This window comes from Bacillus sp. AF62 (assembly GCF_050312695.1).
Taxonomy (GTDB): domain Bacteria; phylum Bacillota; class Bacilli; order Bacillales; family Bacillaceae_G; genus Bacillus_A; species Bacillus_A cereus.
Map to the genome: position 1 here is coordinate 27,616 of NZ_JBNPJZ010000088.1, position 25,857 is coordinate 53,472.

Here is a 25,857-nt window from a genome sequence, read left to right on the forward strand (position 1 = left end):
ATTTATCCTCTCCTTCCCTTACGCTCGTTTGAATTGTTGTAAGAAACGTACATCATTTGTATAGAAATGACGAATGTCATCTACGCCGTATTTCAACATTGCGATACGCTCTGCGCCCATACCGAATGCGAAACCTTGATATTCTTTTGAATCATAACCAGCCATTTCAAGTACGTTCGGGTGAACCATACCTGCGCCTAAAATTTCAATCCAGCCAGTTCCTTTACAAGTGCCGCAACCTTTGCCATGACACATCATACAAGAAATATCCATCTCTACAGATGGCTCTGTGAATGGGAAGAAACTTGGACGAAGACGGATTTCACGATCTTCACCGAACATCTTTTTCACGAATACTTGCAGTGTACCTTTTAAGTCACTCATACGAATGTTTTTATCAATTACAAGACCTTCAATTTGCATGAACTGATGTGAATGCGTCGCATCATCATCATCGCGGCGATATACTTTACCAGGACAGATAATTTTGATTGGGCCTTTTTCTTTATTATTTTCCATCGTACGTGCTTGCACAGAAGATGTATGTGTACGTAGTAACGTTTCTTCTGTAATGTAGAATGTATCTTGCATGTCACGTGCTGGGTGATCTTTCGGTAAGTTTAGTGCTTCGAAGTTGTAGTAGTCTTTTTCTACTTCTGTTCCTTCAGCTACTTCATAACCCATACCGATGAATACATCTTCAATTTGTTCAACAACAGCTGTTAACGGATGGTGACAACCTGTTTCAACAGGACGACCTGGTAATGTAACATCAATTGTTTCCGTAGCTAATTTCGCTTCAATTACTGCTTTTTCTAAGTTACCAATTTTGTCTTCTAGACGCGTTTGGATCGCTTCACGTACTTCATTTACTAATGCTCCCATACGTGGACGCTCTTCTGCTGATAATTTTCCCATGCCGCGTAATACTTCTGTAATTGGACCTTTTTTTCCTAAATACGCTACGCGTACGTCGTTTAAGCCCTTTAGCTCTTTCGCTTCTTCAATAAGCTCTAACGCTTTTTGCTTTAGCTCTTTTAAACGTGCTTCCATTTTGGAACCCTCCTAATTTTAAAAATAAAAAAACCTCGCTCCCAAAAAGGGACGAGGTAAATTCGCGGTACCACCCTAAATTGACAGAACAAGTCTGCCCACTCATTAGTTATAACGATCAATTCTGACCGGAACGCCTTTACATATATATGGTCCTGGCGTCAACTCCAGAGGTGAATTCACTTCCGTCTACCATAAGAATGCTTTCAGTCTACGGCATTCTCTCCCTATATGGCGATTTTGTAAGCTACTCTTCTCTATCAACGTTTTTCGTTATTTAACTTTTAATATAATGTACTTCAACTTATTATAAGAAGTTTTTTATTTGTTCGCAACCGGGCTTTGCAAATAATACGTTAAAATCCCTGCTGCAACCGCAACATTTAATGATTCTGCCCCGCCGTAAATCGGAATATACAAGTTTTGATCCGTTTTTGCAAGAATTTCTTGACGTACGCCATTTCCTTCATTTCCAACAATTAATGCAAAACTTCCGGCCGGAGTTACTTCACCATACGGAACTCCATTTTCAAGAGCTGTTCCATATACAGGAACGTTATTTTCTTTTAACTTGTCTACCCATTCTTCTAAGTTCCCTTTTACAATTGGTAAGTGGAAAATAGAGCCTTGTGTAGAGCGGAGTACTTTACTATTGTAAACATCAACACAACCTTCTCCAAGCACAACGGCGTGAATACCAGCTGCATCAGCTGTACGAATAATTGTTCCTAAATTACCTGGGTCTTGCAGGCCATCTAATAAAAGGAATTTCCCATCAGTAAGAGCTACTTCTTTCTCATGCTTCTCACAAACAGCAAATACACCTTGCGTCGTTTCTGTTTCACGAAGTATTTTTACAATCGCCTCAGGCACGATATACATTTCCACATCATTAACTGTCCAATCTTTCGGAAGGTCTGTCTGATCTGAAACGATAAGTTCTGTTACAATTCCTGCCTTCAGAGCTTCCTCGACTAAGTGAAATCCTTCTACAAAAAATAAACCTTTTTTATCGCGTTCTTTTTTCGTTTGCAGCTTTTTCCACTGCTTTACACGCGGATTTTGTACTGAATCAATGTTTTTCATAATATGTATTTCCCTCTCTTCTTGTCTTATCATTATAGCCTATTTTTCATACATATTTACATAAAAAAGAACAAAAACTAACGTCAGTTTCAATTCTGAAGAAGAGGTGAAAGCAATGAGTTTTAATTTACGCGGTGCCGTATTAGCGAATGTATCTGGTAATTCACAAGATCAATTACAAGAAACAATTGTCGATGCAATTCAAAGCGGTGAAGAAAAAATGCTTCCAGGTCTTGGCGTTTTATTTGAAGTCATTTGGAAAAACGCTGATGAAAATGAAAAGCACGAAATGTTAGAAACACTAGAGCAAGGATTAAAAAAATAAGCAATTTGAAAATCACCTTCGCATAAGCTAAGGTGATTTTTTTACGAAAAAAATTTTTCTTCTCCTAAACATTTCTACTTTACTAACGAACTATGATGGAGTACAATGTTCAAAATACATTTAAACCGATCGATTTTTCTTCGTATACATCATTAGATAAAAGGAGTGAATGTTTTATGCACCGTATTACGCTTGAACAAGTTTTTAAACATCACATTACACAAAAATACGTAAACCGTTCTGGAATGGTCCACGCGATCGCTGTCGCTTACCATGCGTTTCACCTAGCCAAAAAGCATCACGCCTCAGTCGATGCTGCGACAAAAGCCGGTTTCCTTCATGATATCGGACATCATACGTGGTACACAGGCGGCGAATGGGACTATGACTTATATAAAAAGAATGATATCCATGCAATTAAAGGTGCTGAAAGAGCACATAAATTGCTTATTAGATTAGGAGAACATCCAAAACTAGCAAAAGAAATTTCTATCGCAATTCTTCTTCATACAGATTCTTTCTTAGTAGAACAAGAAATTGAAAGAACATCTCTTCAAAACATTATTAAATGGGCAGACGAAGCAGATGAAGAACCAGGCGGAGCTCATCATTATAGAACTATTTCTTATGAAAAAGCACTTAAAGCTATTCAGCAATTAGATCGATTGGTAGAGCGTGAATTGCAAATAGAGCAAGCAAAATTGAATAACAAGGCAGAACATAGTTATCAATGAGAAAGAGGCATCACTACAGGGTGATACCTCTTTTATTATTTTATGGAAAATAAACCTTTATCCCGCATTAACGGGCAGTAAGACCCCCACCTCGAAATTCAGCAAAGACGAGGAAGTTAGGTGGAGAATCAACTGCCCGTAAAAGCCCGATTGGTGAGGGCTGATAATCAGTGGGGGATGAACCTCCCCAATGATTAAAGTTTCACTTTATATGTAATATTTAAATGTTACATTCAAAAACATTTTACTTTATAATTAAATATACAAATATAAAAGAGGTGATTTTACAAATGCAACCCGCTACACAGCTTTCTAATGAACAAAAACACTCGATGTCATGGGGACAATTTATTAGCTCTGTTTTATTCGCCTTTTTTGGAACTGGACTTATTACTGTGTTCCTCGCAATGCCATTAACAATTTATACAGCAGGTCTTACAGATAAAAAACAAGTTGCCCTGTATGAATCTATTGCAAATACTGCAAGTACCGTATTACAACTAGCTGTATTGTTATTCTTCATTTTTAAATTCGAACCCGCAAAAAAATTACTACTAAAATCTTTTAACTTTAAAACACTGAAAGAATGGCGCACATACGTATACTTACTTCTTTTCTTCGTTATCAACATCATACTCAATTACATCTTGTTAAATTATGTGTTCCAAGACGCAACAAAGCAGCAATCTTCCGCACTAAGCTTAGACGTCTTTAAGCAATATCAAATATTATTACTTCTCAGCTTTGCAATACTCACACCCATTTTTGAAGAACTTATTTTCCGTGGTTTTATACTTCGCTTCTTCTTAGAACGCTTTCCATTTTGGATTGCAGCCATCGTAACAAGTTTCTTCTTCGGTATCGCTCATACATACTCACTTGGGGTAATGGTAATTACTTTCTTTATGGGATTATTAATGGCCATTTTATGTAAAAAAACAAAGTCCATTATTCCAGCTATGTTATTTCATATTATGAATAACATGTTGGCATTCTTGAGTTAAAAAGAGGTATCATCGCGATACCTCTCTTTACTCTTTTATCATAACTTCAAACTCTTCTGCGGTTAGCGTTTTTGATAATCCGTATCCTTATTACCCATTTCCTTCAATTTATATATACTCATTAATAATATCTAAAATAAACCTTATGTAGTAAAATATAACTTGACTATTATAAAGGAGTTTACATATGTTCAGTATTATTTGGATGGTTATTATGCCACTTCTCTTACTATGCGGAATTGCTAGTGGTATTTTTTTAATTGCAACAGGAATTAAACATCGGAAATTACTTGTTATCTTAATGGGGATTATTTGCTTTTCATTCGTTATAATGCCTTTTATTTTTTTGAACACAGGTATCAATGGAGAAACCGTTCTCCATATTCCACCTGTCCTATATTGGATGCTTTTCTCTCTAGCTGGTTTATTAGCAGGATTGAATGGGGCACGTTCAAAAATTAAGAGTATACGCAACATGGGATTCATTATTTTCTCAATAGGACTGTTTGCAGCTATTTGCTATCAACTCATGTCCATGCCTGATTCAACTTTTATTCGTTAAGGAGTTATTACATATGGAATCTACCGGTTTATTTATTTGGCTTATCTTAGCCCCTATTTTGTTATTATGCGAATTCATCGTCGGCTTTTTTTTAATTATTGCTGGCATGAAGCATCGTAAATTACTTACTATTATAGCTGGTTTAATTAGCATATTACTTATCGTTGTTCCTATCGTTTGTATAGGTTCTGGAATAGATTTAGAGGGGATGGTTCCAATTTCGGGAACTTTATATTGGTGCTTCTTCTCTTTAGCTGGACTATTAGCTATTATAAGCGGCAGGCAAATATCGAGTATTTGTTCTATGGGGACAATTTTGTTTATAACAGGGCTGTGCTCCGTAACTGGTTATCATCTTTTATATGTAACTGCATAAAAAAGCAGGGAAATTAATTCCCTGCTTTTCTATTTTGTTTATTGCCTGATGGTAAGAAGAACGATAACACCCAAGCAATCCCTGCAAGTATCGTTGCAATTAAGAAGGCATCGTTAATACCGTTAATTGCAGATAGCTTTGAAATTTGTCCATATAATAGTTGTGTGCTCATCGCGTCTCCTGCTTGAGCTGATCCAGCTAAGGCCGCTAAGCTTTGACCCATGCCGTGTACTTTATCAACTAAAATTGGGTTTGATGTTGTTAACATGTTGCCGTAATCTGCTACGTGAGCAGTCGTTTGTTGCGTCATAAGTGTAATTAAAATCGCTGTTCCGATTGAACCCGCTACTTGTCTTGACGTATTTTGCGTTGCTGTACCGTGAGAAATTAATTTCATCGGCAGCGCGTTCATACCAGCTGTCATAATTGGCATCATAATGAATGACATACCAATTGAACGTATAATATAATCCGTCATAATAACGCTATACGGTGTATCCATCGATAATTTTGTAAATTCATATGTCGCATACGTCGTAATTGCCAATCCAATTATCGCTAATGGACGAATGCCATATTTATCGAATAATTTACCCGCCACTGGTCCCATGATCCCCATAATTAATGATCCTGGAAGAAGTAGTAAACCAGATTCAATTGGCGTAAAGCCACGAATGTTTTGCAGATATACTGGAAGCAATAACATACCTCCGAATAATGCCATCGTAACGATTGCGTTAATTACTAAAGTAAAAGTAAATACTGGATATTTAAATACTTGTAAATCAAGCATTTTATTGTCCGTTGTTAACTCTCTCCAAATAAATAACGCTAAACCAATTACACCGATAACAAGTGAAATAATGACTTCTGCACTAGTCCAACTATTATTTCCAGCTTCACTAAATCCGTACAATAAGCTTCCTAGTCCAATACTTGAACTAACCACACCGAATATATCTAATTTCGTTTTAGACACTGGCTGAGCTAGTGTAAAGAATTTTAAAGATAGAAACGTAATAATTAAACCAATAATAAACATCGCATAGAACATTAAGTTCCAGCTATAGTTTTCAATCACCCAACCTGTTACAGTTGGTCCGATAGCTGGCGCTAAAATCATCGCTACACCTAGTAATCCCATCGCCGCTCCGCGTTTATGAGGCGGGAATAACGTCATAAAGATATTCATACCAACCGGCATTAAAATACCTGCACCAACTGCTTGAATTACGCGACCTGTCATCATCATTGTAAAGTTTCCTGAAGTAGCACAAATGATAGATCCTACCGTGAAGAATAACATTGCTGCTACGAATAATTTACGATACGTAAATCGTGAAACTAAAAAGGCACTAATCGGTACTAAAATACCATTTACAAGCATGAAGCCTGTAATTAACCATTGTGCTGTTGAAGTTGATACATTAAATTCATTCATTAACGGAGGTAATGCAACGTTAATGATTGTTTGGTTTAAAATAGAAACGAACATGCCGAGAATTAATACAGCTACAACTGCTTTTACGTTCACATTCTCTACAGGCATAGACATTTGTTTTTTCGGCACTTCTTTTTCTTGTTTTACTTCTTCTTGCTTTCCTGTTTCTAACTCAACTACATTAGAAATTTCCAATTCTTGCTTTCGTTCAATTTCTTTCTCTTCTGTTTCAACTTTACTTACTTCTATTTTACTTACGGCTGGGACTTGTTCTTCTCCCATTTTCGTTTTTTTCTTTCGTAAAAGACGATTTACAAGGAAGAAGACGATTATACAAAATAGTGCATATCCTGCAATTACAATTGAGGACATCTCATCTCCCCCTTACTTATGAATACGAACTGTCACATTCATGCCAGGAACAATATTTACTGATTTGCTATGATCTAAAGAAATTTTAACTGGTACTACTTGTGTTACTTTCGTATAGTTCGCTGTTGCGTTGCTTGATGGCAACATAGAGAATGTATTAGCTGTTGTTAAGCCAACTTGTTCTACTTTTCCTGTTAACGTTGTATCTGGGTATGCATCTACATACACATCTACATCTTGACCTTTTTGAACATCATCAACATCTGTTTCTTCAATGTTTGCTGTTACCCATAAATTGTTCATATCAAATGCATAAGCAATCGGGCTACCTGCTCCAACGAAAGCATTTGTTGTTGCGTTTGATTGTACAACTGTTGCATTTTGTGGAATTGTTACATCTACTGTTTGTTCTCCATTAGCTGCCGCTACAGTAACAGTACCTAATTTATCGTTCTCATTATAATTTTTTCCTACTTCAGCTTTCCAGTCAGTTAGTTTACCTGCTACTGGTGAAGCAACCGGAATTACCTTTCCATCAATCTTTGCATTGTCTGTTTTTAAGTAATTTTCCGTTTGATTGTAATAGTAATAACCGCCAATACCGCCGCCAACTAGTACAATTAATGTGATAATGTTGATAATTACCATTCTTCGAAACTGATTCATTGCATTCCTCTCCTTATATCGCATATAATTTTTTTCTAAACTATTTATGCCCTTATTGTTTAGATTGTTTAATTGTTAATTATATTAACCTTTTAACAAAAAAATCACACCATCTGCAGCGTAAATCGAAATTTATCTACCTGCGAGCGGTGCTGATTTCTGAAGGACTATCGTTTATAATTATAAATAATTATTTTGAATCTACAACCGACAATTTACGTATGAAATGTCGTTTAAACAACAATATAATACCAATATGTTGTTTAAGTACAGAAAATTAAACGAGGGGAAATAAAAATGTCTATTAAAAATACAAATGATCCACGTGTAAAACGGACGAGACAACTCATACAGGATGCTTTTGTCGCTTTAGTAGGCGAAAAAGGTTTTGAAAATGTTACTGTTCAACATATTGCAGAACGCGCTCCTGTAAACCGCGCTACATTTTATAGCCATTACCACGATAAATATGACTTACTAGACAAAAGCATTGAAGAAATGTTAGAAAAGCTAACTGAAGTAATTAAACCGAGAAATAGAAATAAAGAAGATTTCCAACTAACATTTGATTCGCCACATCCAAGTTTTTTGGCCTTGTTCGAACATATTGCAGAAAACACTAACTTCTATAACGTCATGCTTGGTGATAAAGCTGCCGGAAACTATACGTATAAGATGATGAAAGCAATTCAAACGCATTTAACATTAAGCCTCTCTATTTCACAACCTAACGATGAAAAACTAATGGTTCCACGCGATATTCTCATTAGTTATGTTACTGGTGCCCATCTAGGGATGATTATGTCATGGCTTAAAAGAGGAATGATATATACCCCGCATTTTATGGCGATGCAATTAACTCGTTTAATTATTTTAGGCGCTCATACTGCAGCGGGATTAGAACGGCCTTTTTAAAACATAAAAAAGCGAAGGAGAATCTCCTTCGCTTTTTCTATTAATTAAATGTAATGTTATGTACAGCCTCTTTATCAAGACGTTTAATAACTTCTACAATTAACTTCACTGCATTTTCATAATCATCACGATGTAACATTGCCGCATGAGAATGGATATAGCGCGTTGCAATTGTAATTGCCATAGAAGGAATACCATTTACAGCAATGTGAATCGCACCCGCATCCGTTCCTCCGCCCGCTACTGAATCATATTGATAAGGGATTTGTAATTCATCAGCAACATCAACTACGAAATCACGTAAACCTGTATGTCCAATAACAGAAGCATCATATAAAATGATTTGTGGTCCATCGCCCATTTTACTTTGTGCTTCTTTTGACGTTACACCCGGTGTATCTCCAGCGATACCAACATCTACTGCGAACGCGATATCTGGTTTAATATAATTCGCAGATGTTTTTGCACCACGAAGACCAACTTCTTCTTGTACAGTTCCAACGCCGTATACAACGTTTGGATGCTTTTCATCTTTTAGTTGTTTTAATACGTCAATTGCAATTGCACAACCGATTCGGTTATCCCACGCTTTTGCAAGTAACATTTTTTCATTCTTCGTCACTTGGAATTCAAAGTACGGTACAACTTGATCTCCTGGTCGTACGCCCCACTCCATCGCTTCTTCTTGGCTAGAAGCACCGATATCGATGAACATGTCTTTAATTTCAACTGGCTTTTTACGAGCTTCTGGAGGTAAAATGTGCGGTGGTTTTGAACCAATTACACCTGTTACATCTCCTTTACGCGTTACAATCGTCACGCGCTGTGCAAGCATAACTTGTGACCACCAGCCACCAACCGTTTGGAAGCGAAGGAAACCTTTGTCATCGATTTGTGTAATCATAAATCCAACTTCATCTAAATGACCTGCAACCATAATTTTCGGACCGTTTTCTTCCCCTACTTTTTTCGCAACTAAACTCCCTAAATTATCAGTAGAAAGTTCGTCCGCAAACGGCTCGATATATTTCTTCATTACTTCACGTGGTTCACGTTCGTTACCAGCAATACCACGTGCATCCGTTAATTCTTTTAGCATTGTCAATGTCGCGTCTAATTTTGTCATTGCCAACACCCTCCTTTTTCTTCAGTCAATTCATTATACAATAATTAAATTGAAATATTCAAAAATTAAATTAGTATCCTTGTGTTTGACGCTGATGATTTACCTCATTTTTATCTAAATATGCTTTTTCAATCTCTTCTTGCTCAAATTCAAGTGCTTGTCCAAGTCGAAGATAGCTCGTAAATAATTCAATATAGTTTGTAATAGATGGTTGATCTGTAAAACGAATTACTTTCGCATATGTGTCTAAGAAAATTTCCACTTGTGTTTTATTCGTTTGTGCACATTTATAGAATAAGAAGTTTTTATCAATACCTAAATCAATTCCGATTGATAAAATAAAATGCAAACCATCTACGTATTCTTCTAATATTACTTCACGTTCCGAAGCTGGTTTGTTGCTCCAATATTTAAAACAACGTGTTTCATTTGCAAGTTCACCAATTTCTACAAGAAGAGCTAACATTTTTTCTTTTAACAATTTTTTCGGTTGTAAGTCATGTTCTTTTGCAATACGGTCATCTAATTCTTTTTGTAATTTAAATAGTTGTAGTAAGTCCATTCTATTGTCCTCCTCCAACATCGCATTTTACGCAACAATGTTGTTTCATCTCAAAGTTCATTATTATGTTTCAGTTCTTATGAATAAGTCAGCTATCTACCTCTTTATAAAATAGCTTGTCCTTAATTTGCAAATACGTTTCAGTCATCACTCTTAAATTGTTCATCTGATGAAAGTTCCATATCATCTTTCCATTATAGCAGTGTCGTTTCGGCTAGGAAAGATACTCTTCTTTCCAAACGTGCATAATTAAAAAAAGCCAGGAGGATTCTCCTGACTTCATATGTATATTCTTCTATATCACTATAGTTTTTATGTTGATTTTGTCATATCGATAACAACACATCCGTTAATCTTTAGAACTTCAAACTTCTCTCTGAACACAAACAAAAAAACCTTAGAAGAAAATTCTTCTAAGGTTTCAACTAATTAATTAGTTAATGTTGTTTTTTGCAACTGTTGCTAATTCAGCGAAAGCTTTTTCGTCATGAACAGCTAAGTCAGCAAGCATCTTGCGGTTAACTTCGATGCCAGCATTTTTAAGACCGTGCATTAAGCGGCTGTAAGAAAGACCATTCATACGAGCTGCTGCGTTGATACGTGTAATCCATAATTTACGGAAGTCACGTTTCTTTTGACGGCGGTCACGGAATGCATACATTAGAGATTTCATAACCTGTTGGTTAGCAACCTTGAATAATGTATTTTTTGAACCGTAGTAACCTTTTGCTAATTTAATTACTTTTTTACGACGTTGACGAGTAACTGTACCACCTTTTACTCTTGGCATAATATTACCTCCTAATTGTTCTATATATCAGCCGAACTTATTTTAAGTTGTCAAGCATTTGACGAATGCGTTTGAAGTCACCAGCGCTTACTACACCAGCTTTACGTAGTTTACGTTTAGCTTTTGTAGATTTGTTAGCGAATAAATGGCTTGTGTAAGCGTGAGAACGTTTCAGTTTACCTGATCCAGTCTTTTTGAAACGCTTTGCAGCGCCGCGATGAGTTTTTTGTTTAGGCATAGGTATTTCCTCCTCTATCTATTACTTATCGTTTTTCGGTGCTAAAACTAAGAACATACTGCGTCCTTCCATTTTAGGCTTAGATTCAACTGTACTAACTTCAGCACAAGCTTCTGAGAAGCGATCTAAAACACGTTGACCGATTTCTTTATGAGTAATGGCACGTCCTTTAAAGCGAATTGACGCTTTAACCTTGTCGCCTTTCTCTAAAAACTTGATAGCATTACGAAGTTTTGTGTTAAAGTCGTGTTCATCAATTGTTGGACTTAAACGAACTTCTTTCATGCTAATTACTTTTTGATTTTTGCGCTGCTCTTTTTCTTTCTTCTGTTGCTCAAAGCGGAATTTACCGTAGTCCATAATGCGGCATACTGGCGGTTTCGCATTTGGAGCAACTAATACTAAATCAAGATTAAGATTTGCAGCTAAGTCTAAAGCGTCATTACGAGACTTGATTCCAAGTTGATCGCCATTTGCGCCAACTAAACGTACTTCACGTGCACGAATTTGCTCGTTAATCATCATATCCTTGCTAATAGTAAGCCACCTCCAAGGTTTTCTCAGAACATATTTTGTAGTCATAGAACCCGACAAAAAAAGTGCGGGCATACGACACCCACACTTGTAAAATCTTAAGTAAGAAATACATTTACCTGCTAACTGCGAATGCGTCCATCAGGTGAGAAGCGGGTGCTTCTACTTGTTCCACAAAACAATATTCTATTATCCTTGATGAGTTTATCATAGGACATGACGTCTGTCAAGAAGACGCGATGTGTTTTACTAACAACAAGAAATATTGTAACAAACAACTAACATACTTGCAATACTTTTTTATGATAAGTGTTACATGGTTATTTTTTCTAGTTTTTCTCTTTTATATTACAAAGAAAAGCCGCGGTATACCGCGGCTTTTTCTTATCGTTTTCCTTCTACTTTAATCATATCAACAAAAGCATCTAATGCGATTGTTTCTGATTTTTGTTCACCATATTTACGTACGTTTACGCCGTTTTCAGTTACTTCATTATCACCTACTACAAGCATGTACGGAATTTTTTGCATTTGTGCTTCACGGATTTTGTAACCGATCTTCTCTTCACGAGTGTCTAATTCAACACGGATACCAGCACGACGCAATTCGTCTTGTACTTTCTTCGCATAGTCTAAATGTACTTGCGGAGAAACTGGAATTACTTGTACTTGAACTGGAGCTAACCAAGTTGGGAATGCACCTTTGTATTCTTCAATTAAGAAGGCTACGAAGCGTTCCATAGTTGATACAACACCACGGTGAATTACAACTGGACGATGTTGCTTACCGTCTTCGCCAACATAAGTTAATTCAAAGCGTTCTGGAAGTAAGAAGTCTAATTGTACAGTTGAAAGTGTTTCGTCTTTTCCAAGAGCAGTACGAACTTGAACATCAAGTTTTGGACCGTAGAATGCTGCTTCACCTTCAGCTTCATAGTAATCAAGACCCATTTCATCCATAGCTTCTTTTAACATACCTTGTGCTTTTTCCCACATCTCATCATCCGCATAATACTTTTTAGTATCTGCTGGATCACGATAAGATAGACGGAATGAGTAGTTCTCTAAACCGAAATCTTTGTACACTTCTAGAGTTAAGTTTACAACACGTTTTAACTCTTCTTTAATTTGATCTGGACGAACGAAAATGTGCGCATCGTTTAAAGTCATTCCGCGTACACGTTGTAACCCAGATAACGCACCTGACATTTCATAACGGTGCATTGTTCCAAGTTCCGCAATACGGATTGGTAATTCACGGTAGCTGTGAATATCATTTTTATAAACCATCATATGGTGAGGACAGTTCATTGGACGAAGAACTAATTCTTCATTATCCATTTCCATTGATGGGAACATGCCATCACGGTAGTGATTCCAGTGACCAGAAGTTTCATATAACTCTCTACTTCCTAATACTGGAGTGTATACGTGATCATAGCCTAAGCTTGCTTCTTTATCAACGATGTAACGCTCGATAATACGACGAATTGTTGCACCCTTTGGTAACCAAAGTGGTAAACCTTGTCCTACTTTTTGGCTATTAGTAAATAGTTTTAATTCTTTACCTAATTTACGGTGATCGCGCTCTTTCGCTTCTTCAAGCATACGTAAGTGCTCATCTAATTCTGCTTTCTTAACGAATGCAGTACCGTAAATACGTTGTAACATTTTATTATTGCTATCGCCGCGCCAGTAAGCACCTGCAACGCTTAATAATTTAAACACTTTAATTTTCCCTGTAGATGGAAGGTGAACACCACGGCAAAGGTCGAAGAATTCGCCTTGCTCATAGATTGAAATAACTGCATCCTCTGGAAGATCGTTAATTAAATCTAATTTTAACTCATCACCAATTTCTTCAAAGCGACGAAGTGCTTCTGCACGTGGTACTTCATGACGAACGATTTCTAAGTTTTCGTTCACGATTTTTTGCATTTCTTTTTCGATTTTCTTGAAGTCTTCAACTGTAATTGCTTCTTCCATATCGATATCGTAATAGAAGCCATTTTCAATTACTGGACCAATGCCAAGCTCAAGCTTAACATCTTTATATAAACGTTTTAACGCTTGTGCTAAAAGGTGGGCTGTTGAATGGCGTAAAATATATAAGCCATCTTCAGAATCTAATGTAATAATAGAAACTGCACCATCTTCTTCGATTGGTGTAACAAGATCGATCATCTCATCGTTTAATTTTCCAGCTACAGCTTTTTTCTTTAAGCCTGGGCTAATAGAAGCTGCGATTTCTTCAGTTGTTACGCCTTTTGGAAACTCCTTCACAGCTCCATCAGGGAAAGTAATTTTAACTACATCTGCCATCACTGGTCACTCCTCTTTTTCTCAAAATAAAAAACACTCATCCCGTAAAAAGGGACGAGTGTTGAATTCGTGGTTCCACCCTTGTTCCAATTAACATAATTGTTAATTGCTCAAGTTCAACATAACGGTGTTGTCCGTTAGCAATTACTAGAAAAACCGTTCACTGCTAAAGTTTAGAGGTGGTAAGTAATAATCCCGTACTAGGAAGCTCACACCCTAAGGCTTCCCTCTCTGAAAATCGTAGAAAACTACTCATGTCCTCATCATGACATTTCGATATATTTCATTTATGTAGGTAATTATATGCTCAAAAACTTAGAAAATCAAGGGCGTTACCTTTATTTTTAAAATTTTTCACATTGCGCTCAAAATCATGTAATCCATGTAATTGGACCCGTTCTTGAAACACATTTCGCAAAGTAATAATCATATTATGGTCTTGTTCTTTCGTATATAAATAAATCTTTTTGGGCGAAATAGAAAGAAGCGGCGCAATTACTTTCGTATCAATATATACATCATTTTGCTTTAATAATTCTTCATCTATATATTGGACCAACTTCTCCTGTTTTAAACGTCTACCTTTTTCATCATAAAAGATAAAGCTTTCATCAAAAATAAGATGCACACAGGACAAGCGTGATTTACGGCTACTTACTTGTTGCCGAAGCGTCTCAATGAACATTTGGTATTCTTGCTCCATCTTATATTCATCAATTGCCACTTCCGCAATTTTAGCCACCATTTCCCTATATGTACGAAGACGAAAACGGATATATGATGAAAACGAGAATGAGAGCGGATCACAAAGCCAATTATTTAAAGAAGACTTAATATATGACTCAAATGCGTTACGCGTTAAATCCTGAGCTCCCCCTTTTCTTCTTCCCTTTAAAATCTCATGTGCCATGTGCAATATTTGATGACACTCTTCTTGTTCTTCATAAAAAAACTTTTCTTTTAAGATCGTATAAATCCACTCATTTTGTTTCACATTCACAATAAAATACACCATTACCGGCAATAAGATCTTTTCAATATAATTTGATTCACGTACTGGTATGTGAATCACCACTTTTTGTTCCTGTAAATACACACTCGTTTCCTTATATAATACTTCCGCTCTTTTCAGCAATTGTCTATATACGTGCATAGCATCATTTTTTTCTTCGAAGCAAATTTCAATCACTTTTGTCCCCCCTTTTATCCCTGCTCTAAAGGACTGTATCTATACGTTACAAATCCTATAAGAGTCCGTCCCGTGGAAGTTCACTCTTAGTAGAATTACATTTCCTATCGTTAGAAAATCCACTCAATATGGCTTGCTAATTTTATATATATATTAAGGGAGGGAGAAAAAAATGATACAAGCTACTATGAATTTTTTTATTGTATACTTTACTTATTACTAAAGGGAGGTATCTGAATGTTTGAATATAAATTCGTAAAAGTCGAATTTCATTGGGGGCTCACTCGCTCAAAACTAGCTGAAGACTACCAAGAAATTATTCAAGAACATGCTAGAGATGACTGGAGGTTCGTACAGATTGTTGCCCCTACGATTGGCAGTTCTGGACAACCTGAATATTTCGATCTCATATTTGAAAAGAAAATATCACTATAATACAAAAGAGCAAGCTTCTCAGCTTGCTCTTTTACTTATGACGACGGTTTTTCCCACCAATTGGAATTGGTTTCGCTAAATATTTAATTCGTTCCATAATACGTGCTGCCTTCATTTCTTCAGCCTCACCACGTTGTGTATACGTTAAATGATGTTCCAATTGTTTAAAATCAAAATTAGACGTAAAGAACGTCGGTAAGTTTTCTAGCATACGGAATTGCAAGATTGCACCAAGCACATCGTCACGCACAAAGCTCGACATCGCTTCTGCCCCGATATCATCTAACATTAAAACTTGTACGCGTTTAACAGCATCAATCTTTTCGCCAATCGAATTATCTTGAATCGAACTTTTAATTTCACGTAAAAATTCCGGGAAGTATACGAGCATCGAACTTATTTTCTTTCGAGCAAGCTCGTTCGCAATTGCTCCTAAAAGGTACGTTTTTCCTACACCAAATTTACCGTACAAATATAAACCTTGTGCTTTTTTACCTGGTTCATATGTACTTAAAAATTCATTCGCTGCGCCAATTGCATCGATACGTGCATTTAAATCAGAAGGGTCTAAGTTTTCCATAGTTGCCTGTAAAATATCCGTTGGCATATATACACTTTGAACGAGTTTTTCATATTTCTTTCTCTCGTCATATGCTACTTTTCTAACGCAGCGATCGTATTGAATATCAATCATTTTCCCTTGAATAACAAGCTTTGGCTCATACCCTTGCAGCATATTTTTACATGCACCTAAATCCGGGCAATCTACGCAACCTACACTTTGTCCAATATATTCATATAACTTCACAAGACTGCGCTCAATCATAGAAGTCGTTACTTCACCTTTATGTTCGTCTATAAATTCTTTCACACGCGGATGCGCCATTACTTCTGCCTTTAATACTTCATATCTATTTTTAAAGTTTTCATTTTCCATTAATTTTGTAAATGAATTTTGAATATGCTCCATTTTCTCACCTCAAAGAGCGTTCATTCTCTTCTATTAATCACGCTTATATTTTTTTAGCACTTCTTCTAATCGTTTTCGTTCATCTTCTAGCGTACTTGCATCTTTTTCTACACTTACATCTTTCTTCGCCGTTTCTTTCTCTTGTTCTTTCGGCTCTTCTTCCTTAAGCCAATCTGGCACCATTTCTTTTCGTACCGTCTTCTTCGCCGTACGGCCTTTTTTCTTCGTCTCAGCCCACTCTTGATATTGACGGTTCTCTTCTTTCGCTAACGCCATCGCGTCCGCTACTGTACCGACCTTTTTACGTGCCCAATGCCCAGCAATCTTCTCGACATACGTTTTCGCAAGTTTCATATCTGAGCGTAGCATAACGTAATAAATAAGTACATTCACAACTCCTGGTGTCAATTTTTGATTAATCATGACATCTTCAACGATTTGCAAGTCCGCTTTCGTTGCCTCTGCACCACCAGAAATCTCTTTCAATAGTTGTTTTGGCGAGATTTCCTCTAGCTGCTTTATTAACATCTCCTCTTGTGATGAAGGCTCTTTCTCTTTCATCGTACGTGCAGCATGAGGCTGTACTCTTTCACTTAGTACCGGTAATGCTTGACCATTTTCAAATTGATACCAATCGCGCGCTCCTTTTCTAAGCCTTTCCATATCAATTGTTTGCATCTCCGTCACCGCACCAAGAACGATATTTTGCATCGATAACACATCTACACCATACACATAAGCAAGTGTTATAACGCAGTCTCTTACTTGATCTGTAATCGCCTTTTTAGGAACAAGAGCGGACAATCCATCTACAAATAAAGAGAAATCAAAGAAATCATTCCAAACTTTCGGAGCGTCTCCCTTCTCGTTACTTGGCATAGTTGTCGTTTTTGGAATACGAAGGTCTTCTTGCGCATGCTCAAGCTGTCCTGGATTAAACGAACCAAACACATCATTGAAAGAGCGCGTAACATTTTCATAAGAAGCAAAATCAAATTCTTCTTCTAAGAAATATTGCTTTACTTGATTATATTTTGTCCGACTCAATCGATTGTATAAAAAGATACTTAAAACAATATCATCAAAAAACTGCTTCGGAGATAAAGGTGGTTGCAACTCATATATGAACATTCGAATATCTTTTTCTTTCTTAATATATACCTTCAAAAGCCCAATTGCCTCTAACTTTACTCGTTCCTCATATATTTCAGGAAGTTGCATTTGCATAGTCACCATAAGGGAATGATGTGTATTCTCTTTTCCAAATACACGATCTTGCTCTAGCTCCCCCCATAGTGTCATGTATAAGCTAAAAGCTCTACTACCTATTAACGGCTGATACAACATCGTTAATACTTTTCGGTCGTAATTATGCAGTAGCCCTTTCGCACTTACTTTATAACGATCAATCGGCAATAGCTCCATCCATGACTGTTTTTCCATTCTTGCTTTTCCTTTCTCTCATCCAATCTATCCTCTACTTCATTCGTTCTATCTTCATTATATAAATTCTTAGTGAAAAAGAGCTATTAGCTTGCGCTTCTAGCTCTCTTATCCTATTACTTACGGTATGTAAAGAGAATAAAATACAACTTCTACTCTCTTTCTTTTTGCAGTATATCTTTTAATTCTTCAATAAATACATTTAAATCTTTAAATTGACGATATACAGAAGCAAAACGTACGTAAGCAACATCATCAATATCGCGAAGTTCTTCCATAACAATTTCACCAATCATATCACTTTTCACTTCTGATATACCTAAATTACGCAGTTCACGTTCCACGCTTTGTGTTACTTCTTCTAATTGTCTTAAAGATACTGGTCTTTTTTCACACGCTTTAATTAAACCGCGTAAAATCTTTTCTTTATTAAACTCTTCTCGTGTGCCTTCTTTTTTAACAACGATAAGAGGTGACTCTTCTACCCTTTCAAAGGTCGTAAAGCGACTTAAACAACTTTCACACTCTCTTCTTCTTCGAATAGAGCGCCCCTCGTCTACCGGACGCGAATCTAACACTCTTGTACCATTATGAGAACAGGATGGACAACGCAATTCATTCACTCCTTTACACTATACTCTTTATTTTTCTCTACTCAATTCACCTAAAATATATATACGATATTATATAACTCATTCTAACTCTCTTACCACTTTAAGTTTCAGCGCATCACTTTATCATCTCATACTTAAAAATAAGATGGTATATAGGGCACTACCTCATTTGCAAGAGTCCAATGTATTCAACTAACGAGTACGTTATATTTTTCCTTTTTTATAAACTAAAAAAGAGGTGCATTATACACCTCTTTACATTTTAAATCAATTATGTTCTTTTTTAAAGAGCTTTTGTTTCTCTCTGCTTAATTTCGAAGCTACCAGTGCCTCGAGGAAGCTCGATGCTCTCACGCGTTTTCGCGTTTAAACCTTCTGCAATATATTCTGCAGCAACATTTGGATCAATACGATCCCCACAAGTATAAACATCAATACTTGCGTAACCGTGCTCCGGAAAGCTATGAATTGTTAAATGTGATTCTGAGATAATTACTACTCCACTTACACCTTGTGGTGCAAATTTATGGAAAGCAACCTCACGCACTTCAGCACCAGCTCTTAGTGCTGCATCCACAAATAATTGTTCAATATACGGCATGTCATTAAGCTTGTCGAAATCGCAATCCCAAAGTTCAGCGATCACGTGACGACCCATCGTATCCATAGTATCCATTCTACAGTTCCCCCTTGTAAATTTATTCTAACTGTTCGAATTGAAAACTAATTTGCAATTTGGCTTGCTCCACTACCACGGGGGAAAGTTAGTCCAGAGAGGTCCTAACCCTTTAAGTAGTGACTACGTACCTCAGCTCTTAAGTTTACGAGTGTTAGTATACTTTGTTTATTTTCATTTTGCAACAACAGTTTTTTCGATTTTCTGTCATATTTTCCTCTTTACTTTTCCCTAAAAAAAATAAACGATTCACAAATGCAGTAATCACAACGTTTCGTGGTATGTCCACTTTTTAAAATATACTTATATAATTTTTTTCCTTTTCAGAAAAAAATAAAAAAAGAGGGCAAATATTGCCTTGCCCTCTCCTCCCTTATTCACTTAAATGTGTTGCACATTTTCTTGTTTCGCTAACTCTTCAACAACTAACGTTACAAGATCTACAACACGACGAGAGTAGCCCCACTCGTTATCATACCAAGCAAGTACTTTCACTTTACGATCACCCATTACCATTGTAGATAAACCATCGATAATAGCTGAATGTGTATTTGTATTAAAGTCGATAGATACTAAAGGCTCTTCGCTGAATTCTACAATACCTTTTAACGCACCGTTTGCAACAGTTTTGAATGCATCATTAATAGCTTCAACTGTCACATCGCGTTTTACATCTACTACTAAGTCAACAAGAGACACGTTTGGTGTTGGTACACGAAGTGCCATACCATGAAGTTTTCCGTTTAAGTGCGGAAGAACTTTTGCTAGCGCTTTCGCAGCACCTGTCGTTGTCGGAATGATTGATTGTCCGCAAGCACGTGCTCTTCTTAAATCTTTATGTGGGTTATCAATATTTTTTTGGTCATTTGTATAAGCGTGAACTGTCGTCATTAAACCGTTTTCAATTCCAAACTGCTCATCTAACACCTTCACAACAGGCGCTAAACAGTTTGTTGTACAAGATGCATTTGAAATAACAGTATGTTTTGTAATATCTAATTGGTCTTCGTTCACACCAACTACAATTGTTACATCTTCATTTTTACCAGGCGCTGTTAAAATAACTTTTTTCGCTCCAGCTTCAACGTGAAGAATTGCTTTTTCTTTTGAATTAAATTTACCAGTTGCTTCAATTACAACTTCAACACCTAAATCTGTCCAAGGCAATTCCTTTGGATCGCGGTTGTTTAAAAGGCGAATCATTTTTCCATCAACTAATAAGTGATCTTCAAATGCTTCTACTGTTCCGTCAAACTTGCCATGAACTGTATCATATTTAATTAAGTGTGCTAACGTTTCAGATGGATAGCTTGCATTGATTGCTACAATTTCGAATGCGCTTTCTTTTATTGCTTGACGAAATACCATTCTCCCAATACGTCCAAATCCATTAATTGCCACACGAGTCATAATATGTTATCCCCCTTGAATGCGTTATACTATTTATCTCCAATCCCAATAATAGTATAACACAAAAAGGAGATATGTCACTAAGCATTTTCATTAATTTCACAATTTTTTAGTCAATAATGTTCCACTTCTTTAAAATTACCTGCAATTGTGTTTTCGTTCCCATAATTGTGCCATCATTATTTATCACTTCATCTGCATTTTTCACTTTTTCTTCTAACGGCATTTGAGATTGAATACGAGCTGTTGCTTCTTCTTCTGAAAAGTTATTTCGTTTCATTAAACGCTCTAATTGCGTATGCGGCTTAACTGCTACAACTAAAACGCGGTCAACGAGACTTGTTAATTTGCTTTCAAATAAGAGAGGAATATCTAACACAACCGCTTGCATATCTTCTTTTATGTACATTTCCTTTTGCCTATTCATTTCCTCACGCACTGCAGGATGAACAATTTTATTTAACTGCAATCGTTTTTCTTCATTATAGAAAACGACACTTCCCAGTTTTGGACGATCTAGTTCTCCATCTTCTTGTAACACTTCCGTTCCAAATACTTCTACTATTTTGTTATATGCTGGTTTTCCTTGTTCTACAACTTCTCTTGCAATAACATCTGCATCAATAACTGGTATGCTCAGTTCACGAAACATTTGAGATACCGTACTTTTTCCGCTTGCAATGCCTCCCGTTAATCCAATTACTACTGTCATAATAATCCTCCTCATAATAAAAGGCGCGAAACCAATGTTCCACGCCCATACTTACATTTTCCAAATTCCAATTATAATGAGTAATACCCCAGGCAGGAATGTAAATTTTTGTAACCACTTCATATTCGATAAAACCGTTCCAAGTTTCATTCCAATAAATAAAAACAAAGAACTCATAATTGCAACTAATATCGCCATCATAGCGGGTGCATACCCTAATAAAGATGCACCAATTCCGGCACCAAATGAGTCTACAGAAAGAGCGATACCAAGAAGCAATGCCTCTCCTGCAGAAATGGTGCCTGATTTATCAAAATCTGCTACAGTCGGTTTCCGTAAAATTTGAATCACTAGCCCTAGCGAGGCAATCTCTAATTTCCAGACCTTCTCCTCTTGCTTTGGTTCTTCTTTTTTCTCACTTCGAAAAAATTGATACAATACCCAAATCCCTATTCCAATAAGAACAAGCCCACCGATACGCGTTGCGATAACAGGTGAAAATACTTTCGCGATCATATGTCCAATTCCCATTGAAACAAGCATAACAGCCGCTGAACACATTCCGATAATTATAATTGATCTTAGTGGAATTCTTACGCTTCTTAAACCATATGTTAGCCCTACACTACAGCTATCTAAGCTTAATGTAAAAGCTAATAAAATAAGAGATAAATAAAGGTACATCGGTAAGCTCCTCCCTTATACATAGCTCTGCTGTATGTATATGACAAATGCCTATCCGATGTTATCTCTTTTCTATATTCTTGGCTGACAAATTGGGCAGTAATGCGTTCCTCGCCCGCCAACAACTGTTTTTTCTAATATCGTACCGCAAGTTACACACGGTTCTCCTTTTTTTCCGTATACATTTAGGAGTTCTTGGAACGAACCAATTTGCCCTTGTGAGTTGATATACGTTCGAATTGTACTTCCACCACGCTTCACTGCTTCGCCTAGCGTTGTAACGGTAGCCTCATAAATTCGCTCAATTTCTTCTATTGTCAAAGACGAAGCTTCTCGTTCCGGATGAATTTGAGAACGGAATAAAACTTCATCTACATATATATTTCCAAGCCCTACTAAAAGACGCTGGTCCAATAGCACAACTTTTATTTTACGATTTGTCTTTTGCAATCTTTCTTGTAAATACTGTGGTGTCAATTCAGCATCAAACGGCTCCGGACCTAAGTCAGCAAGAGGCATTTGGTTCATCTCTTCACCTTTCTTAAAGAGATGCATCGTACCAAACTTTCTCACATCTTTATAATGTAATTCAGTTCCATCTGTAAATAAGAAACGGACGTGCGTATGTTTATCAATCGGCTCATCCTCTTGATGTAGTAAAAACTTACCTTCCATACGCAAATGTGAAACAATAACATAATTTGTTACATATAGAAGCAAAAACTTTCCTCTTCGCTTTATATTTTCAATCTTCTCGCCTTTTAGCATTTCTTTAAAGATTTCCGCATCATCCGGTCGTTTCACTATTTTTGGATAAGTAACAATAACATCTTCAATCGTTTTTCCTGTTATAAGATTTTCAAGTGTCCGTCTGACGTTTTCAACCTCTGGTAATTCAGGCATTTCATCACTTCCTTATTTTGCGTCGTACCAAGTTGGACCGTAAGAATAATCAACTTTCAGCGGAACTGCGAGTTCAATCGCATGCTCCATTACTTCAGGTACAAGCTGCTCTAATTTTTCAATTTCTTCTTTTGGTGCTTCAAATATTAATTCATCGTGTACTTGCAGAAGAAGACGCGCTTGTAATCCTTCTTCTTCTAAACGATCTGCCATAATAATCATCGCTTTTTTAATAATATCTGCTGCAGTACCTTGAATTGGTGTATTCATCGCTGTACGCTCAGCAAAGCTACGTAAATTGAAATTACGACTCGTAATTTCTGGAATATAACGACGACGATTTAATAATGTAGCCACATATCCTTTTTGTTTCGCATCTTTTACGATGTCCTCCATGTATTCTTGTACACCAGGGAAACTTTCTAAATACTTTTCAATAAATTCCGCTGCTGCTTTTCTTGTAATTCCTAAGTTTTGTGAAAGACCATAATCACTAATACCATACACAATTCCGAAGTTAACAGCTTTCGCTTGCCGTCTCATATTTGAAGTTACTTCATCTTTTTCAACGCCAAATACATCCATAGCTGTTTTCGTATGAATATCCATGTCATGCTGGAATGCTTCAACTAGCCCTTTATCATTTGCAATATGAGCTAATACACGAAGTTCGATTTGTGAATAATCAGCCGCATACATAATCCAACCTTCTTCTGATGGAACAAATGCCTGACGAATCTTTCTTCCTTCTTCTAATCGAATCGGGATATTTTGCAAGTTCGGATCCGTTGAACTTAATCGACCTGTTTGCGTTAACACTTGATTAAAGCGAGTATGAATTTTAGATGAATCTTCATGTACAACTTTCAGTAAACCTTCAATATAAGTTGAATTTAGCTTCCCTAATTGACGATAATGTAAAATGTTTGGAATAATTTCATGGCGATCCATAAGCTTGTCTAATACATCAGCTGACGTAGAATAACCTGTTTTCGTCTTTTTAATAACCGGTAAGTTTAAGTTCTCAAACAGAATTACACCAAGCTGCTTCGGTGAATTAATATTAAATTCTGTTCCCGCAAGCTTATAAATTTCCTGTTCCATTTCCTTTAATCTACCTGCGAGTTCTTCTCCCATATTACGAAGACGCTCCGTATCAACTTTTACACCTTTTACTTCCATATCAGCTAATACACGCGCAAGTGGCAATTCTAACTCTGTAAACAGTTCATATTGCTCATTCTTCTTTAACTCTTCAACGAATGTTTGCTTTACATCATATAATACATGCACTTTACGAGCCACATGCTCCGCTACTACTTCTAACTCTGGAACAGCACGCTTCGCACCTTTTCCGTAAACTTCTTCATCTGATTTCACAGCATGCGTTTCTTTCATTTTCGCTACAGTACGGAAATCTTTATCTGTATCAGCCGGGTCAAGTAAATAAGCAGCGATTAATAGATCAAAGTCAATCCCTTGCATATCTATCCCATTCCATTTCAGTGCAACGATTGCTCGCTTCGCATCAAATGTATGCTTTCTCATTTCTCCATTTGCAAGCCATGCTTTAAATGCATCCGATGCAAGAGCAATATCCTTCTGAATAAAGTAGCAACCATTTTCATTTTGAATACCAAAGCCTTGAATGTCCGCCTTATGATAATTATCTTCTTGCACTTCTACGATAAGCGCACTATCTTGCTGAAGCATTTCTTCTGTAACTTCTTCCACAATATCAAATGTAATATCATCTAATTCAGCTGGAGCTGTTTCTTCTGGCGTAACACCTAATTTATTTAAAAGAGATGTAAATCCTAAACTCTCGAACATTGGAATCACATCACTTGCTTCATATCCTTTATACGCCATATCATCCACATGAACTGTAATCGGTGCATCTGTAATAATAGTCGCAAGATCTTTACTCATAAGAGCTTGTTCTTTATTTTCTTCTAGTTTTTCTTTTAATTTCTTCCCGCTTACTTGATCTAGATTTTCATACACTTCTTCAACCGTTCCAAACTGTGTTAACAATTTAATCGCCGTTTTTTCACCAACTCCTGGTACACCCGGAATATTATCTGATTGGTCTCCCATTAAACCTTTCATATCGATAATTTGCTTTGGTGATAAGCTATATTTTTCAAATAAAGCTTCTTTCGTATATTCATCTACTTCCGTAATCCCTTTTCGCGGAATACATACAAGCGTGTTATCAGAAACAAGTTGAAGTAAATCTTTATCTCCTGAAATAACTTTTACACTTGCTCCTTGTTCACTCGCTTCTTTTGCTAGCGTTCCCATAATATCATCCGCTTCATAATTTTCTAATTCATAACGCGGTACGTTGAATGCATCCAGCATCTCACGAATAAACGGGAACTGCTCTGATAATTCAGGTGGAGTCTTTTGACGTCCTCCTTTATACTCACTATACGTTTTATGACGGAAGGTTGTTTTGCCTGCATCAAACGCCACTAACATATGAGTTGGCTTTTCTTCCTCTAATATTCTCATTAACATCATTGTAAAACCGTAAATTGCGTTCGTATGTATACCTTTGTCGTTATTTAAAAGCGGTAGTGCAAAGAAAGCACGATACGCGATATTATTACCATCTACTAATACGACCTTTTTTTCCAAAATTGAAACCTCCCCATACAAATTTGAAATGATTTTTTTCCCAGAAAAAAACCGTTCCTTTCCTCTCTC

General features: G+C 36.6%; 27 protein-coding genes and 3 other annotated features. Of the genes, 7 read left to right on the forward strand and 20 right to left on the reverse strand.

The window, feature by feature from the left end; genetic code table 11:
• Positions 1 to 18: 18 nt before the first annotated feature.
• Positions 19 to 1,053, reverse strand: a complete 1,035-nt coding sequence (gene pheS / locus ACQRBL_RS22825) for a phenylalanine--tRNA ligase subunit alpha (protein ID WP_000388220.1) — start codon at positions 1,051 to 1,053, stop codon at positions 19 to 21.
• 44 nt (positions 1,054 to 1,097) lie between these two features.
• Positions 1,098 to 1,326: a binding site (T-box leader), on the reverse strand.
• A 48-nt stretch (positions 1,327 to 1,374) separates the two neighbouring features.
• Positions 1,375 to 2,172, reverse strand: a complete 798-nt coding sequence (locus tag ACQRBL_RS22830) for a TrmH family RNA methyltransferase (RefSeq protein ID WP_001986644.1) — start codon at positions 2,170 to 2,172, stop codon at positions 1,375 to 1,377.
• Between the two features lie 82 nt (positions 2,173 to 2,254).
• On the opposite strand from ACQRBL_RS22830, the gene sspI reads away from it, so the two are divergent.
• The 5 genes from sspI (at position 2,255) to ACQRBL_RS22855 (ending at position 5,140) form a co-directional block, all read left to right on the forward strand.
• Positions 2,255 to 2,464, forward strand: coding sequence for a small acid-soluble spore protein SspI (gene sspI / locus ACQRBL_RS22835; protein ID WP_000009509.1), 210 nt, complete (start codon positions 2,255 to 2,257; stop codon positions 2,462 to 2,464).
• 176 nt (positions 2,465 to 2,640) lie between these two features.
• On the forward strand, positions 2,641 to 3,198 hold the full coding sequence (locus ACQRBL_RS22840; protein WP_000554803.1) for an HD domain-containing protein: 558 nt from the start codon (positions 2,641 to 2,643) through the stop codon (positions 3,196 to 3,198).
• A gap of 290 nt (positions 3,199 to 3,488) precedes the next feature.
• Positions 3,489 to 4,202: a CPBP family intramembrane glutamic endopeptidase gene (locus ACQRBL_RS22845; RefSeq protein WP_411995774.1), complete on the forward strand. Its 714-nt coding sequence runs from the start codon at positions 3,489 to 3,491 to the stop codon at positions 4,200 to 4,202.
• Between the two features lie 187 nt (positions 4,203 to 4,389).
• Entirely contained in the window at positions 4,390 to 4,764 is a 375-nt protein-coding gene (locus ACQRBL_RS22850; protein ID WP_411995773.1) for an ammonia permease, read from the forward strand.
• Positions 4,765 to 4,777: 13 nt separating this feature from the next.
• The gene (locus ACQRBL_RS22855; RefSeq protein ID WP_023523150.1) at positions 4,778 to 5,140 is read left to right on the forward strand and encodes a hypothetical protein; all 363 of its coding nucleotides are present in this window, start codon (positions 4,778 to 4,780) and stop codon (positions 5,138 to 5,140) included.
• Between the two features lie 13 nt (positions 5,141 to 5,153).
• On the opposite strand, the gene ACQRBL_RS22860 is transcribed toward ACQRBL_RS22855, so the two are convergent.
• Positions 5,154 to 6,953: a DHA2 family efflux MFS transporter permease subunit gene (locus ACQRBL_RS22860; protein WP_097961124.1), complete on the reverse strand. Its 1,800-nt coding sequence runs from the start codon at positions 6,951 to 6,953 to the stop codon at positions 5,154 to 5,156.
• 12 nt (positions 6,954 to 6,965) lie between these two features.
• Complete coding sequence (locus tag ACQRBL_RS22865; protein WP_001071419.1) at positions 6,966 to 7,619, reverse strand: HlyD family secretion protein; 654 nt, start codon at positions 7,617 to 7,619, stop codon at positions 6,966 to 6,968.
• Between the two features lie 297 nt (positions 7,620 to 7,916).
• Here ACQRBL_RS22865 and ACQRBL_RS22870 point away from each other — a divergent pair, with 297 nt between their 5' ends.
• Positions 7,917 to 8,534, forward strand: a complete 618-nt coding sequence (locus ACQRBL_RS22870; RefSeq protein ID WP_000023672.1) for a TetR/AcrR family transcriptional regulator — start codon at positions 7,917 to 7,919, stop codon at positions 8,532 to 8,534.
• Between the two features lie 40 nt (positions 8,535 to 8,574).
• Here ACQRBL_RS22870 and ACQRBL_RS22875 read toward each other — a convergent pair whose 3' ends face one another.
• The 7 genes from ACQRBL_RS22875 to ytxC form a co-directional block, all read right to left on the reverse strand.
• On the reverse strand, positions 8,575 to 9,660 hold the full coding sequence (locus tag ACQRBL_RS22875) for a M42 family metallopeptidase (protein WP_411995772.1): 1,086 nt from the start codon (positions 9,658 to 9,660) through the stop codon (positions 8,575 to 8,577).
• Between the two features lie 70 nt (positions 9,661 to 9,730).
• Positions 9,731 to 10,222 (reverse strand): dUTP diphosphatase, encoded by a 492-nt coding sequence (locus ACQRBL_RS22880; RefSeq protein ID WP_000365050.1) that lies wholly within the window; start codon positions 10,220 to 10,222, stop codon positions 9,731 to 9,733.
• Between the two features lie 433 nt (positions 10,223 to 10,655).
• On the reverse strand, positions 10,656 to 11,012 hold the full coding sequence (gene rplT, locus ACQRBL_RS22885; RefSeq protein WP_001138362.1) for a 50S ribosomal protein L20: 357 nt from the start codon (positions 11,010 to 11,012) through the stop codon (positions 10,656 to 10,658).
• Positions 11,013 to 11,049: 37 nt separating this feature from the next.
• The gene (rpmI, locus tag ACQRBL_RS22890; protein WP_001125945.1) at positions 11,050 to 11,250 is read right to left on the reverse strand and encodes a 50S ribosomal protein L35; all 201 of its coding nucleotides are present in this window, start codon (positions 11,248 to 11,250) and stop codon (positions 11,050 to 11,052) included.
• 21 nt (positions 11,251 to 11,271) lie between these two features.
• Entirely contained in the window at positions 11,272 to 11,775 is a 504-nt protein-coding gene (infC, locus tag ACQRBL_RS22895; protein WP_000973215.1) for a translation initiation factor IF-3, read from the reverse strand.
• Between the two features lie 62 nt (positions 11,776 to 11,837).
• Positions 11,838 to 11,958 (reverse strand) — a sequence feature (ribosomal protein L20 leader region).
• 210 nt (positions 11,959 to 12,168) lie between these two features.
• On the reverse strand, positions 12,169 to 14,106 hold the full coding sequence (thrS, locus tag ACQRBL_RS22900; protein ID WP_000786077.1) for a threonine--tRNA ligase: 1,938 nt from the start codon (positions 14,104 to 14,106) through the stop codon (positions 12,169 to 12,171).
• A 47-nt stretch (positions 14,107 to 14,153) separates the two neighbouring features.
• Positions 14,154 to 14,382: a binding site (T-box leader), on the reverse strand.
• 31 nt (positions 14,383 to 14,413) lie between these two features.
• Positions 14,414 to 15,295: a putative sporulation protein YtxC gene (gene ytxC, locus ACQRBL_RS22905; protein WP_411995771.1), complete on the reverse strand. Its 882-nt coding sequence runs from the start codon at positions 15,293 to 15,295 to the stop codon at positions 14,414 to 14,416.
• A gap of 237 nt (positions 15,296 to 15,532) precedes the next feature.
• Here ytxC and ACQRBL_RS22910 point away from each other — a divergent pair, with 237 nt between their 5' ends.
• Complete coding sequence (locus ACQRBL_RS22910; RefSeq protein WP_000464454.1) at positions 15,533 to 15,730, forward strand: DUF4177 domain-containing protein; 198 nt, start codon at positions 15,533 to 15,535, stop codon at positions 15,728 to 15,730.
• A 31-nt stretch (positions 15,731 to 15,761) separates the two neighbouring features.
• Here ACQRBL_RS22910 and dnaI read toward each other — a convergent pair whose 3' ends face one another.
• The 9 genes from dnaI to polA form a co-directional block, all read right to left on the reverse strand.
• Complete coding sequence (dnaI, locus tag ACQRBL_RS22915; RefSeq protein WP_000400120.1) at positions 15,762 to 16,700, reverse strand: primosomal protein DnaI; 939 nt, start codon at positions 16,698 to 16,700, stop codon at positions 15,762 to 15,764.
• A 33-nt stretch (positions 16,701 to 16,733) separates the two neighbouring features.
• Positions 16,734 to 18,143, reverse strand: coding sequence for a replication initiation and membrane attachment family protein (locus ACQRBL_RS22920; RefSeq protein ID WP_000415025.1), 1,410 nt, complete (start codon positions 18,141 to 18,143; stop codon positions 16,734 to 16,736).
• A 152-nt stretch (positions 18,144 to 18,295) separates the two neighbouring features.
• Entirely contained in the window at positions 18,296 to 18,757 is a 462-nt protein-coding gene (nrdR, locus tag ACQRBL_RS22925; RefSeq protein WP_001203687.1) for a transcriptional regulator NrdR, read from the reverse strand.
• Between the two features lie 283 nt (positions 18,758 to 19,040).
• Positions 19,041 to 19,424 (reverse strand): adenosylmethionine decarboxylase, encoded by a 384-nt coding sequence (speD, locus tag ACQRBL_RS22930; protein WP_002003660.1) that lies wholly within the window; start codon positions 19,422 to 19,424, stop codon positions 19,041 to 19,043.
• Between the two features lie 390 nt (positions 19,425 to 19,814).
• Positions 19,815 to 20,843 (reverse strand): glyceraldehyde-3-phosphate dehydrogenase, encoded by a 1,029-nt coding sequence (locus tag ACQRBL_RS22935; RefSeq protein WP_000198974.1) that lies wholly within the window; start codon positions 20,841 to 20,843, stop codon positions 19,815 to 19,817.
• A gap of 109 nt (positions 20,844 to 20,952) precedes the next feature.
• Positions 20,953 to 21,555: a dephospho-CoA kinase gene (gene coaE, locus ACQRBL_RS22940; protein WP_000219328.1), complete on the reverse strand. Its 603-nt coding sequence runs from the start codon at positions 21,553 to 21,555 to the stop codon at positions 20,953 to 20,955.
• A gap of 51 nt (positions 21,556 to 21,606) precedes the next feature.
• On the reverse strand, positions 21,607 to 22,239 hold the full coding sequence (gene ytaF, locus ACQRBL_RS22945) for a sporulation membrane protein YtaF (RefSeq protein ID WP_000281743.1): 633 nt from the start codon (positions 22,237 to 22,239) through the stop codon (positions 21,607 to 21,609).
• Between the two features lie 72 nt (positions 22,240 to 22,311).
• Positions 22,312 to 23,142, reverse strand: coding sequence for a DNA-formamidopyrimidine glycosylase (gene mutM / locus ACQRBL_RS22950; RefSeq protein WP_277508091.1), 831 nt, complete (start codon positions 23,140 to 23,142; stop codon positions 22,312 to 22,314).
• A 12-nt stretch (positions 23,143 to 23,154) separates the two neighbouring features.
• Complete coding sequence (polA, locus tag ACQRBL_RS22955; protein WP_053563570.1) at positions 23,155 to 25,788, reverse strand: DNA polymerase I; 2,634 nt, start codon at positions 25,786 to 25,788, stop codon at positions 23,155 to 23,157.
• Between the last annotated feature and the right edge of the window lie 69 nt (positions 25,789 to 25,857).